At 43.7% G+C, this 12,129-nt stretch carries 12 protein-coding genes; 7 read left to right on the forward strand and 5 right to left on the reverse strand.

Annotated elements, in window-relative coordinates; translation table 11 throughout:
• Window positions 1-24: 24 nt before the first annotated feature.
• The 3 genes from H2O73_RS01795 to ppsR all read right to left on the reverse strand — a co-directional run bounded on the left by H2O73_RS01795 (window position 25) and on the right by ppsR (window position 2,935).
• Window positions 25-1,455: a coniferyl aldehyde dehydrogenase gene (locus tag H2O73_RS01795; RefSeq protein WP_182105922.1), complete on the reverse strand. Its 1,431-nt coding sequence runs from the start codon at window positions 1,453-1,455 to the stop codon at window positions 25-27.
• Between the two features lie 57 nt (window positions 1,456-1,512).
• Window positions 1,513-1,944, reverse strand: a complete 432-nt coding sequence (locus tag H2O73_RS01800) for a hypothetical protein (protein ID WP_182105924.1) — start codon at window positions 1,942-1,944, stop codon at window positions 1,513-1,515.
• Between the two features lie 157 nt (window positions 1,945-2,101).
• Window positions 2,102-2,935 (reverse strand): posphoenolpyruvate synthetase regulatory kinase/phosphorylase PpsR, encoded by an 834-nt coding sequence (gene ppsR / locus H2O73_RS01805; RefSeq protein ID WP_182105926.1) that lies wholly within the window; start codon window positions 2,933-2,935, stop codon window positions 2,102-2,104.
• A 176-nt stretch (window positions 2,936-3,111) separates the two neighbouring features.
• Here ppsR and ppsA point away from each other — a divergent pair, with 176 nt between their 5' ends.
• A complete protein-coding gene (gene ppsA / locus H2O73_RS01810; protein ID WP_182105928.1) occupies window positions 3,112-5,484 on the forward strand; it encodes a phosphoenolpyruvate synthase in 2,373 nt (790 codons plus the stop codon).
• An 88-nt stretch (window positions 5,485-5,572) separates the two neighbouring features.
• On the opposite strand, the gene H2O73_RS01815 is transcribed toward ppsA, so the two are convergent.
• Window positions 5,573-6,052 (reverse strand): hypothetical protein, encoded by a 480-nt coding sequence (locus H2O73_RS01815; protein WP_182105930.1) that lies wholly within the window; start codon window positions 6,050-6,052, stop codon window positions 5,573-5,575.
• A 461-nt stretch (window positions 6,053-6,513) separates the two neighbouring features.
• On the opposite strand from H2O73_RS01815, the gene H2O73_RS01820 reads away from it, so the two are divergent.
• The 6 genes from H2O73_RS01820 to H2O73_RS01845 all read left to right on the forward strand — a co-directional run bounded on the left by H2O73_RS01820 (window position 6,514) and on the right by H2O73_RS01845 (window position 11,328).
• Window positions 6,514-6,762 carry a hypothetical protein gene (locus tag H2O73_RS01820; protein WP_182105932.1) on the forward strand — a complete coding sequence of 83 codons (249 nt, stop codon included), beginning with the start codon at window positions 6,514-6,516 and terminating at the stop codon, window positions 6,760-6,762.
• A gap of 71 nt (window positions 6,763-6,833) precedes the next feature.
• On the forward strand, window positions 6,834-7,337 hold the full coding sequence (def, locus tag H2O73_RS01825; RefSeq protein ID WP_182105934.1) for a peptide deformylase: 504 nt from the start codon (window positions 6,834-6,836) through the stop codon (window positions 7,335-7,337).
• A 215-nt stretch (window positions 7,338-7,552) separates the two neighbouring features.
• A complete protein-coding gene (locus tag H2O73_RS01830; RefSeq protein WP_182105936.1) occupies window positions 7,553-8,332 on the forward strand; it encodes a lipid-binding SYLF domain-containing protein in 780 nt (259 codons plus the stop codon).
• Window positions 8,333-8,400: 68 nt separating this feature from the next.
• A complete protein-coding gene (locus H2O73_RS01835) occupies window positions 8,401-8,796 on the forward strand; it encodes an ACT domain-containing protein (protein WP_182105938.1) in 396 nt (131 codons plus the stop codon).
• A 299-nt stretch (window positions 8,797-9,095) separates the two neighbouring features.
• Window positions 9,096-10,094: a DUF2860 family protein gene (locus H2O73_RS01840; RefSeq protein WP_182105940.1), complete on the forward strand. Its 999-nt coding sequence runs from the start codon at window positions 9,096-9,098 to the stop codon at window positions 10,092-10,094.
• Between the two features lie 217 nt (window positions 10,095-10,311).
• Entirely contained in the window at window positions 10,312-11,328 is a 1,017-nt protein-coding gene (locus H2O73_RS01845) for a helix-turn-helix transcriptional regulator (protein ID WP_182105942.1), read from the forward strand.
• 123 nt (window positions 11,329-11,451) lie between these two features.
• Here H2O73_RS01845 and H2O73_RS01850 read toward each other — a convergent pair whose 3' ends face one another.
• Window positions 11,452-11,985 (reverse strand): peroxiredoxin-like family protein, encoded by a 534-nt coding sequence (locus H2O73_RS01850; protein WP_182105944.1) that lies wholly within the window; start codon window positions 11,983-11,985, stop codon window positions 11,452-11,454.
• Window positions 11,986-12,129 lie beyond the last annotated feature (144 nt).

Here is a 12,129-nt window from a genome sequence, read left to right on the forward strand (position 1 = left end):
AGACCCACAATCGGGTCTGTTTTTTTATCTAAGAAATAGCTTGGACAACAATTTTTTCAACGGAATTTGATGTTCCATCAACCAAGTTGATCTAGGTAGCCATGCAGGACTAGTCAGTACCGTTTTGGCTTTAGAAAAGGTACGAAAACCTTCAATGCCATGATAATGCCCCATCCCAGAGTGACCCACCCCACCAAACGGAGCATCTTTAGCAGAAACATGCATTAAAGTGTCATTGATGCACAACCCGCCACTATGAGTTTGGGTACGCACTTGCTCTATCAATTTTTTATCTTTGCTCATCAAGTAAAGCGCTAAAGGTCTTGGTCTGTTTTCAATGTACTCAAAAACTTGGTGGATATGTCGGTAACCCACAATGGGTAATACCGGTCCGAAGATCTCCTCTTGCATCACGACCATGCCATCACTCAAATTGGTTAGTAAATGAGGCAGCATAGTTCGCTCATGAAGAGACTTGGCTTTGATGGTATGAACCGTTGCGCCTTTCTGCTGCGCATCATCAACATAACTGGCTAAGCGATCAAACTGCGCTTGGTTAATAATTTGAGTGAGCGGCTTACCGCTATCAATAAAGATCTCTCGATAACGATTCAAATAGCGCTCAATAAATTGAGCCTCAAGCTCCTGCGGTAACAACACATAATCGGGAGCGACACAGATTTGCCCTGCATTGATCGATTTCGCCATCAACACCGAATCCACGGCTTTATCGATATCCGCATCGGGTGCAATAATGACTGGTGATTTTCCACCTAGCTCCAACGTAACTGGGGTTAAATTTCGTGCTGCTTGCTCTGCGACTAATGTGCCCACTTTGGTTGACCCAGTGAATAAGAGATGGTCGAAAGGCAATTGTGAAAAGTACTGAGCGATCTCAACATCACCTTCCACCACAAACACATATGACTCTACAAAAGAAAGAATTTGGCTAAGAATTTGGTTGGTATTCGGCGTATGTTCACTGAGTTTAACCATCACCCGGTTACCGGCAGCAATGGCAGTCGCGATAGGACCAATACTCAAAAATATCGGGAAGTTCCAAGGCACGATTACCCCGACGACACCGAGCGGCTGATAAATAACTTCCAGTTTAGACGGAGCCAACATTAACCCTGCTCGGCGCTTAGAAGGCTTCATCCAACGCTTCAGATGCTTAATGGTGTAGTTGATATGCTCTACCGCAGGCAGCAAATCACAAATGGTGCTATCAAATTCGCTACGATAACCATAATCATCGCAGAGTGCTTTTTCCAACTCTGGCTGAAACTTCAGCAAAGCAAGTTTCAGCTTCTCTAGCCGTGCTTGGCGTGCCTCAATGCTAGCGTAGGGTTCTGTTTGATATAACGCCCCCATCTCCTCAAACAGAGCTTCTAACTCTGATTGCGACTTAACATGCGCTTTTTGCCAACGATTAAGATCGACCACTTTCTCCATTGCTTACTTTACCTTCACAAATGAACAAAATAAGGGTAGCCATTTTTTTTAGAAAAATCACTGGCGCTCTACTATCCAGCTACCTTTACAAGGACCATTGGTTAAATACCAACGCCCTTCAATCCGGTTGCCAGAAGCTTGACCAGTAAAACGATAATCCCATTGTCGATTGGTGGCATATAGGGTCAATCCCCCTTGCTCATCAATCCAACCTTTCAAAGAGGTTCCATTATAAGTCAGTGTTAGCCGAACCAAACCCTCTTTGACGTTTCCCGTGATCGTTGTACGTTCACAAAGGTTGTTACCAGTGACGTCAACTCGCTTACCAACCCATTCGCCATCAAACTCCTTGGCAACGTCAAAGCCTGGTTGATCAGGTAATTTAGGAAAGCGTTCCGCATTGCTAGAACCGAATAAACCGAATTGGTTACCAACAATCATAAATAACCCAAACCCGATTGCGGTCGCTATCACCACTGCTTTTTTCATTGTCGCCACCTCTTTGATCTCATTGGATTATTACTTTACCAATAGAAAAAAAGGATAAAACATCTCCAGCGTGATGACTGCCGCATTCAATCAAAAATTAAGTGCCAATGCGCATTTAGCATTACAGCGAGTGGATTCACAGGCACCGAAAACGCCCTTACAGCAAGCGTCTTCTTAACCCTGACTTCTCTAGGATCCGCGTCGTGATTTCCTCAACTGACAATGCCGAAGTATTGATGTATGGGATCGCTTCACGTCGAAACAGTGATTCCACACTCGACAGTTCAGCAAGGCACTGCTCTGTGCTGGCATACTCACTCCCCGCCAATCGGTTCTCACGGATTTGCGTGAGTCGCTCAGGATCAATAGTTAAACCAAACAGTTTATGGCGATGAATCTCAAATTCAGGCAATAACCTTAAGCGCTTAATATCTTCTTCGATAAACGGGTAATTCACCACGCGCAAACCAAACTGCATCGCCATGTAAAGACTGGTTGGCGTTTTGCCACTGCGCGATACACCCAGCAGAATAATATCGGCTTTCTCTAACCCTTTTAGGGTGATGCCATCATCATGTGCCAAGGTATATTCAATTGCCGCAATGCGGTCAAAATAGGTGTCAGAATCTTTGCCAACGCTGCGTGAGCGTTGCAGCTTAGGAACAGGCGCCATCTGAGTATCGTTTTGCACTTTTTGCACCAGACTTTCGATCACATCATAACAATGCGCTGGTGAATCAAGCAGCATCGCTTTCAATTCAGGTAATACGATAGAAAAGAACACCAGCGGCTGTTGACCAGTTCTGAGATACGATGCTTCTACCTCTTTTAACAATTTTGCTAGTTTTTCTTCGCTCTCAACAAATGGGAATGTTTTTTCATTTGCAGTAAATGGAAATTGACCCAGAACAACATGCCCTAACGTCTCACATGTTATGGCAGTTCCGTCAGAAACATAGAATACATCACGACTTTGACTATTGTTTTGCATGTTTTATTTAAACTTTCAAAATTATTTGATTAGGATAGGGGCATAATACAAAAAAATGACCCGAGCAAACTATTACGCCGACCACAGCTTTGAACATTTGTTAAAATTTTTTCAGCTCCGACGTAAACGTTTGCCATAAAAACCCCTACACAAAAAGCTGCATTCTGGAGAAAGACATGCAAAACAATACTCTTTGGTTCAATGGCCTATCCATGGAAGATGTTGATAAGGTTGGAGGTAAAAACGCATCACTCGGTGAAATGGTGTCTAACCTTTCTAAAGCCGGCGTTTCAGTACCTAACGGTTTCGCCACAACCTCTTATGCCTTTAACCAGTTTCTTGACCATGAAGGTCTCGACGAGCGTATTCATCTACTACTTGATGAGCTAGACGTCAGCGATGTTGATGCTCTACGAAAAACTGGCGCAACAATCCGCCAATGGGTTTTAGATGCTCCTTTCCCAGCCGATCTTGAAAAAGACATTCGCGAGAATTACCAAGAACTGACAGCCGACAAGCCTGAACTGTCGGTTGCAGTTCGCTCTTCTGCAACTGCGGAAGATTTACCAGATGCTTCATTTGCCGGGCAACAAGAAACTTTCCTAAACGTGAAAGGTATTGATGCGGTATTGGAAGCAACGAAACACGTTTACGCGTCACTGTTTAACGACCGTGCTATTTCATACCGTGTCCACCAAGGCTTTGACCACCGTGGCATCTCGCTATCTGCGGGCATTCAATGCATGGTGCGCTCAGACAAAGCCTCATCTGGCGTTATGTTTACCCTAGATACTGAGTCAGGCTTTGATCAAGTCGTGTTCATCACCTCTTCTTGGGGCTTGGGTGAGATGGTCGTGCAAGGCGCGGTTAACCCAGATGAGTTTTACGTTCACAAGCCAATGCTTGAAGCGGGTCAGCATCCAATCGTTAAGAAAACCTTTGGTTCAAAATTGATCAAAATGATCTACTCACCAAACCCAGAAATTGGTAAGCAGGTTGATATCGTTGATACCGATGAGCAAGAGCGCAACCAGTTCTCTCTCAACGATGAAGAGATCAAAGAGCTAGCAAAACAAGCAATGATCATCGAGAAGCACTACCAGCGTCCGATGGATATTGAATGGGCAAAAGACGGTATTGATGGCCAAATCTACATCGTCCAAGCGCGCCCAGAAACTGTATGTTCGCAAAGCAACAAAAACGTAATTGAACGTTACGAGCTAAACAACAAAGCAGACGTACTGATCGAAGGTCGTGCTATCGGTCAACGTATCGGCAGCGGTCCTGTTCGTCGTGTCGATTCTTTAGACCAAATGTCATTGGTTCAAGCAGGCGACATCTTAGTTACTGACATGACTGACCCAGATTGGGAACCAGTGATGAAGAAAGCGGCGGCAATTGTTACTAACCGTGGCGGTCGTACTTGTCACGCTGCAATCATCGCCCGTGAACTTGGCATTCCAGCAATTGTTGGCTGTGGCAACGCGACTGAACTACTGGCTGATGGCGCAACCGTCACGGTTTCTTGTGCTGAAGGCGAGACTGGCTACGTTTACCAAGGCGAGTTGGAATTTGAAGTAAAACGTTCTTCCGTTGATGAGCTGCCACTGCTACCAACCAAAGTAATGATGAACGTGGGTAACCCAGACCGTGCATTCGACTTCGCGCAAATCCCGAACGAAGGTGTGGGCTTGGCTCGTTTAGAATTCATCATCAACAAAATGATTGGTATTCACCCGAAAGCACTGCTGAACTTCGACGCGCAAAGTGACGAGCTAAAAGCTGAAATCACCCAACGTATTCGCGGTTACAAAGACCCTGTTGATTTCTACGTCAGCAAACTAACGGAAGGTATTTCAACCATCGCAGCGGCTTTCTGGCCTAAGCGCGTGATTGTACGTATGTCTGACTTTAAGTCGAACGAGTACAGCAACCTTATCGGCGGTAAAGATTACGAACCACATGAAGAGAACCCAATGCTTGGTTTCCGTGGTGCTTCTCGTTACATCTCGCCAGATTTCGAAGAGTGTTTCGAGCTTGAAACGCGCGCTCTTAAGCGTGTACGCAACGAGATGGGCTTGAAGAACGTAGAAATCATGATCCCGTTTGTTCGTACTACCGACGAAGCGGCTTCTGTTATCGACCTACTGGCTAAATTCGACCTACGCCGTGGCGACCAAGGTTTGAAAGTCATCATGATGTGTGAGCTGCCTTCAAACGCTATCCTAGCGGAAGAGTTCCTCAAGCACTTTGATGGCTTCTCTATCGGTTCAAACGACATGACTCAGTTGACACTTGGTCTAGACCGTGACTCTGGCGATGTCGCTTACCTATTTGATGAGCGTAACCCAGCAGTGAAAGCGATGTTGAAGATGGCCATTGACGCTGCAACTAAAGCTGGCAAGTACATCGGTATTTGTGGTCAAGGTCCTTCAGATCACGATGACTTAGCGCAATGGCTAATGGAGCAAGGCATCAACTCAGTGTCACTAAACCCAGATACTGTGATTGATACTTGGTTGAAGCTAAGCAAAGTGAATAACAAGTAATATCGCTAAGTGATGACTGACGTATTAGCTTAAGCTGACACAACTCAATACAAAGCCCCTGCATCGTCAGGGGCTTTTTGTTCGTTCATTATTGAACGATTGTTTTTAAACCAAATATAGAGCTATCTGTATGAGATAATTCTCCATTATTGTCATATATGAATTTTCTGATTTCACCTTTTGAGTCATACGATTCTATAGGTTTTCCTGTGTTGCCATAAACAATTGTAACTTCCGTTCCGTCGTATCCGATGAGGCCCGTATTTTCTCGTGCAATGATCAATCGATTGAAATCAATAGCGATATTGTCTGATGTTTTTAATACTCTTGTTATGTCAGCAGAGTTTTTTAGGTACTTAGATATAACCGACACATCATCGCTTATACGACCATCATTAAACTTAATTATTGATGTATGCTCGTTTTGAATTATTTGAGTTCCATCAGAAAAAAAAGTTAGCCCGTTTTCTAAGATTATATTTGTGTCCGCTTTAGTTGGAAAACTCAACAAGCCACAACTAAGCACTGTATTTATTATTAATTGTACTAAAAGCTTCCTTCTATTCATGTTTTACTCCTTATCATTCAGTCTCCTGGACCTTCATTTCACACTTCTCTCAGCGGATAATCATAGTTTTATCAATGTGGCGTTCTACTCTGGTAGAGGGATCCCCCCCTCTGAAACTTTCCATACATGACACTTAACCCCTGATAAATTTGCAATTAACACAAAACATCGCTTTGTATTTACATTGCCGATGAGTACGTAATTTGATAGCTACAAATCAATCTTCTTGACTACTGTTTAGGAACAATCTTGGATAATGTTTGAGATTGTTGGTCGTTTAATACAAGTTTACTGAATGAGAATCAATACCATCAATTGTATTTTCCAGCGAGGATCTAAATAGCAAGCCTCCCACCCATTCTTTATTTGCACTCGATTTTCAATTCAGTGATAAGACTCGAAACAGACGACTTTCTTTTGCTTCATGATCCTACAACGTCTGTTTTTATGGAGAGCTGTATATGCGTATGCTGAAAATTGAAACTTTTGTCTATCAAAGTGGTGAACTTGTTGATGCGGTATCTGTGCCTTCAACATTAGCAAAGACGTTGATTAAACTATTGCCCAAAAACTTTGCGTCCCAATTTGAGGAAAATAGCGAACAATTAGAGGCATTAATGTCCGCCATTTCTGCCCCAGAATTTACTGGGACGATCCTCGATATTACCGATAAAAAAGAAAACGAAAGAGTCGTTATTTCGATTTCTTAACAAGAACTACTTGATCATCGATACAACAACATGATAAATCGACGCCTTCAGCTTAAAGACATTAGGTACATATGGCCGTTTTAGAAATACTCACCGCACCAGATCCAAGGCTCAAAATTAAGGCTGAGAAGGTGCAAGACATTGAATCAATACAAACTCTTATCGACGACATGTTGGATACGCTATACGCCACCGACAATGGTATTGGCTTGGCTTCCACTCAAGTCGGTCGAAAAGAGGCGGTAGTGATCATTGATCTTTCAGAAGATCGCAATGACCCATTGGTTCTGATTAACCCTGAAGTCGTGAGCGGCAGCAACAAAGAGCTTGGTCAAGAAGGGTGTTTGTCTGTTCCTGATTACTATGCCGATGTAGAACGTTACACCTCTGTCGTTGTGACCGCACTCGATCGCCAAGGTAACCCAATTACTATTGAAAATGATGAGTTTCTTGCTATCGCAATGCAGCATGAGATTGACCACTTATCTGGTAATTTGTTTATTGATTATCTATCACCACTCAAGCGCCAAATGGCGATGAAGAAAGTCAAAAAACACTTAAAAGCCAACGCGTAACCGCGACAAAGCTATCAGCTATAAGTGCTCCTTAAGCCCCTTTTAACAAGGGGCTTTGTTTTATCTGTTTCTCAAAACATTCTTTGAAATCGCACTCTTTAGCGTGATTTTCCTCCGCTCCCAAACCTCAAGCTGTTTTTTTTCTTTCGAATTCACCTAGAATCTGGCTATACGCATACAAATAGATACGTTTGTTAGAAAGGTCTGGAAACACGATGAAGAAACAAATTTCGATTGCTATTGTGAGTGCTCTTGCCTGTTCATCTGCCTTTGCCGATTTTGGCAAGGTCACCGCCACGCTTGATACTTTAGGCGACACAATCTCGGATGGTGCCAAAGAAGCTTGGGACAGTACCAAAAGCTTTTCAAAACAAGCTTGGCAAGACTTATCACACTGGTCCTCTGACGCTATCAATACGTTAGGTGAATGGACCGATGCCAGCGTAGAGAAAAGCAAAGAGTGGCTCAATGCTGCTGAGGAAAAAATTGACGAACTCATTGAAGGCGATACCCCTGAAGAAGCCAGACAAGCTATCGATTTAATGGCCGAAACGGCGCTAGTGAAACTTTTTAACCAACAACCAAGCGCTAAAACCTTGTACGACAGCGCCTATGGCTACGCGGTTTTCGATTCACGAAAGTTCTCATTAATGTTTCACACCAACGCAGGCTCAGGCGTGGCAGTTGAGCGCGAGAGCGACAAACGTACCTACATGCGCATGTTTGGTGTTGGTGTCGCACTGGGTATTGGAGGCAAGTTCTACCAGCAAGTGGTGCTATTTGACTCTAAACAAGCATTCGATGGCTTTGTTGAAAAAGGTTGGGAAGCCGCAAGTGAAGCCTCGGTTGTCGCTGGAGACGAAGGTGAAGAGCTGGGCGCGCACTTTAACGGTGGCGTTGCAGTTTATCAGTTAGACCCTAAAGGGTTGCTAATTGACGCTAACGTTTCTGGGTCAAAATATTGGGTTAATGAAGAACTAACCAACTCACAATAAGGTACGCATAACGAGAAATGTTAGCGTTGCTTGAAACGACAATTCAAAGATAAGGAGATCAAATAGGCATGTCAGGAATCACCGAACTCGACCAACTACTCAAATCAATGCACCCTGCATTGTTGCAACCAGAGTTTGTCTTTTGCACCGTGTCAGGTGACTTAAGCCAATATGTTTTACTCAAGCCAATCGCGACATTTATCGAAGCAGAAGGCCTCACATTGGTACTGGAAAAGTCCGTTGCTGAGAGCGCTGGGTTATCATTTGAGGGTGCTTTTAAACAAATCACCCTCACGGTACATTCCAGCCTTGAAGCTGTTGGCTTAACGGCAGCAGTTTCAACCAAACTTGCCGAAAAAGGCATCAGTGCCAACGTGATTGCGGCCTATTACCACGACCATATTTTTGTCCAATCAGCGAAGGCACAAGCGGCACTGGAAGCACTACAAGAGTTTTCAGCTTAAAACTCAAGCTAGGTTTAACTTGCGCACCTATCTCACGGCAACATTCTGGTGCGCTCTCAACGACTCCTACCGAATCATCTGCTTTTTCTATCGACTCTAATTCAAGTTCTTGATTGCTTTGATGAATAGAAGCTCAATTGGCGCAATTGGTATATAAACTGTCGTTATTTGCACTGTGGGAACAGCATTTTTTCAGTAACTTATAGCCCCTTAATTGCTGAAAGGATATCAGAACCATGGCCTTGACCACTCAGGCTATCCAACTCATTTCTATTTGAAAGGTTTAAGAGCCCCATATTATGAAATACCTCCTTCCTGTTGTTATCTCATCCGTTTTTATTGCTGCTCCTGTTTTGGGTGCATTGGCACCAGAACGCGGCTTCAGTGGCAATGTCACCGTGTTAACTGGGGTGACATCAAACACCAGCAATTTAAATGTTGAGCAAGACAGAATACAAAGTGAGTCTGATTTGGCTTCCTCTGGTAGCGGGGAAGTCGATGCTGTTGCTGGTTTGTTAGGGGCAGTCCAATATACATTTGGGGATTCACTCAATAAGCAATTCTTTATGGGAACGTCGAGGGACGATATTGTCACCGGTTCATTAGCCTTTGAAATTGGTTATCGACAGCAATTAGCCAACGGCACAATAATTGACGTGGCAGTACTGCCAACGCTGATTTCAGGAGACGTATGGGATGACCCGTACGCGATCAATGAAGAGAGAAAAGAGACCGACCTAACTGGCAATGTTCTTCGCCTGCAAGTTTCTAACGTGGCAGGATCAAACTTTGATATTGACATGGCAGCCGGTCAATCTGATGTCGACAACGAACTATCTGGGACAAAGGGGACAAACCTTACCGAGCAAGATCAGGAACTGTTAAAAAGAGAACGAGAATATTTCTACTTTAAAACGGGCTACCGCTATTTCCTAGAAGATCACAAAGCACTTCTTATTCCTTCATTAAATGTATTTACCTCTGATTCCGAAGGCGAAGCACTCTCATTTGTCAGTTTCGGTGGTGAAGTAAGCTATGCACGTCAAATCAACAAACACGGCTTTGTGTTGACGGCAAGCGTAGCGAAACGAGATTATGATGCGGAGAATCCAATTTTTAATCAAACTCGAAAAGACAAAGAGTATGGTGTTTTTTTAGCGTATGAGTATGCTGGAATCATGGGCTATGAAAATTGGTCTTTTGTTTCTTTAGTCGGTGCCAATACAACTCAGTCAAACATCGACTATTACACTGCCGAACAGTATGTCGTTTCTTTGGGTTTAGATTATAAATTCTAACTTCGAACCTTAGACTTACCATTGCTAATGACGGCTAATGAGTCAGTCCAATCCACAACCATCAAGTACTTTCTACGAGCAAGAGTGATCGGTGCGATAATCTCGCCAATATTGGAGAAGAAAATCTCTTTTATCTTGCTCTTTGGTACGTTTTCTCGCTATCTATGGTTATTGCGTATAGAAATAACTGAACGGACGCACTAGCTAGCGAGTATTTATGGCAACGGACTACAGTACCCAACTCCCCATTTTTTGGTTCAACATTCTAGATTCAGCGATACAAGATAAGATCGAAAACAGTGCAGATATATGGGGGGGAGACATTCAATACGCCGCGTTATGCGCAGCTGATTCGATCTCAGTATACCAAGTCGAGCTCGCGGTTACTCAGTACTATCAGCGCTATGGTGCTGATCTTGTTGATCTCCTCAACCGCGCTGGTGACGCTTTTGATGAACTGGAAATAGGCGCACCAGTACTCGCCATTCTCACCGCACCCACACTCGGTTCTTTTTGCGACTTGTTATGTCGATACTCAGTCCATATTCACCCGTTGTTAAAAATTTTCAGTCGAGAGACAGAAAAGGGAGAATTAGAACTCTGGGTCGTCACCCATGAGTTTGCTGATGAAATCACCTTAGCGATTCATTTGAGTCTAGGGCTCTATTTAAGCGTTATCCTCAAGCTTATTCGACGCTATTTAAAAGCCCCAAAGCTATGTTTGCCTGTGCATATCAATAAGATCACCATAGGGGAAGAAGTGACTGCAGTATTCGAACAAGTATTCAATATTGAACTCAAGCAAGGTTACCCAGCTAGATACTTTCTCTTCAGCAAGGAACTTATCGACAAAGTACACCGCCAAACGAACCCCGAACTCCACGAACAGCTGAAAATATTGGCAGAAAAACAAACTACAAATACATTAGAAAATAGTATTATTTTCAAAGTTAATGACGTATTTAAACGCAAACAAGTAACCGATATCACCTTAGAGAAGGTGGCTCTAGAACTCTATATGAGTGCCCGAACGTTAAATCGAAAACTACAACAACAAGGCGTCAGTTTTCGACGCCTTTATGACAAGTACCGCTTAGAACAAAGCCTGAAAATGCTCAATCAACAAAATGCGAGCGTCACCCACATCGCCCACGAAATGGGATTTTCTGACTCAAGCGCCTTTAGTCGAGCATTTAAACGTTGGACTGGCGACTCACCAAAGAAAATTGGCTAACCTATCAAGCATTTAAACTAACCGACCACAGAGTTGTGTGACTTCACCTAGCTTGGTTTCAATTATTCCTTATCACAATACGCCTCCCCTTTGATTCTCAACAGAGAGAATCGAAGATTAATGCTACTGGTAAGTACCGCGAATCGGATAATGGTTTGCTGGATTACGGATAAACCCAATGCCCGACAATAGGGTTTTCAGATCAGGTCGAGCGAAAGGTGCATTTGAAATATCGACGATTTGCACTTGCCCTTGATCATTCACAACGAACAAACCCGGTTCGGCAAATGGATGATCGGTTTCTTGCTCAGAGCGAGGGTTAGAAATATACACGCCGAGTACTTTCATCTGCTCTACCGTTAAGCCATAAGCAATAGGGAATTGGAGTGTAAGATCCGCCATATGGGCACTCAACTGAGCATGGCTGTCTGCCGAAGCGGCAACCACATCAACACCCATCTCTATGAACTGCTCACGTAAGGTTTCAAGCTCTTTCAAATAACGAGTACACAGTGGGCAATGTTTACCACGGTAGATCACCACTAGCCGCCAGCTGGCGCCATCTTGAGGTTGTCCAAGCTTGATGGTTGAACCCTCAAGAGTTGCTAACTCAATATCAGGAAAGATCTCGCCCGCTTTAAATTTTGTTGTCATCATCTGCTCCTCCGTTGCTAGCCCTTATTCAACAGCCAGCAAACGACGATTGGCTCTCTATATACTGCAATAAAGCATAGCTTAAGTTTGAAAGCCAATACTCAAATACCCAGTGACACCGACATCTGCGGTATCACTGTTACCAAA

The sequence above is a fragment of the Vibrio marinisediminis genome (genome assembly GCF_014050145.1).
In the GTDB taxonomy this organism is placed as follows: Bacteria; Pseudomonadota; Gammaproteobacteria; order Enterobacterales; family Vibrionaceae; genus Vibrio; species Vibrio marinisediminis.

Bases quoted from the DNA above. Each gene is read 5' to 3' on its own strand.
- def (WP_182105934.1), top strand. From the start codon at position 6,834: ATGGCCGTTTTAGAAATACTCACCGCACCAGATCCAAGGCTCAAAATT.
- ppsR (WP_182105926.1), bottom strand. From the start codon at position 2,935: ATGCAAAACAATAGTCAAAGTCGTGATGTATTCTATGTTTCTGACGGA.
- H2O73_RS01800 (WP_182105924.1), bottom strand. From the start codon at position 1,944: ATGAAAAAAGCAGTGGTGATAGCGACCGCAATCGGGTTTGGGTTATTT.
- H2O73_RS01815 (WP_182105930.1), bottom strand. From the start codon at position 6,052: ATGAATAGAAGGAAGCTTTTAGTACAATTAATAATAAATACAGTGCTT.
- H2O73_RS01850 (WP_182105944.1), bottom strand. From the start codon at position 11,985: ATGATGACAACAAAATTTAAAGCGGGCGAGATCTTTCCTGATATTGAG.
- H2O73_RS01835 (WP_182105938.1), top strand. From the start codon at position 8,401: ATGTCAGGAATCACCGAACTCGACCAACTACTCAAATCAATGCACCCT.
- H2O73_RS01830 (WP_182105936.1), top strand. From the start codon at position 7,553: ATGAAGAAACAAATTTCGATTGCTATTGTGAGTGCTCTTGCCTGTTCA.
- H2O73_RS01840 (WP_182105940.1), top strand. From the start codon at position 9,096: ATGAAATACCTCCTTCCTGTTGTTATCTCATCCGTTTTTATTGCTGCT.
- H2O73_RS01795 (WP_182105922.1), bottom strand. From the start codon at position 1,455: ATGGAGAAAGTGGTCGATCTTAATCGTTGGCAAAAAGCGCATGTTAAG.
- H2O73_RS01820 (WP_182105932.1), top strand. From the start codon at position 6,514: ATGCGTATGCTGAAAATTGAAACTTTTGTCTATCAAAGTGGTGAACTT.
- ppsA (WP_182105928.1), top strand. From the start codon at position 3,112: ATGCAAAACAATACTCTTTGGTTCAATGGCCTATCCATGGAAGATGTT.
- H2O73_RS01845 (WP_182105942.1), top strand. From the start codon at position 10,312: ATGGCAACGGACTACAGTACCCAACTCCCCATTTTTTGGTTCAACATT.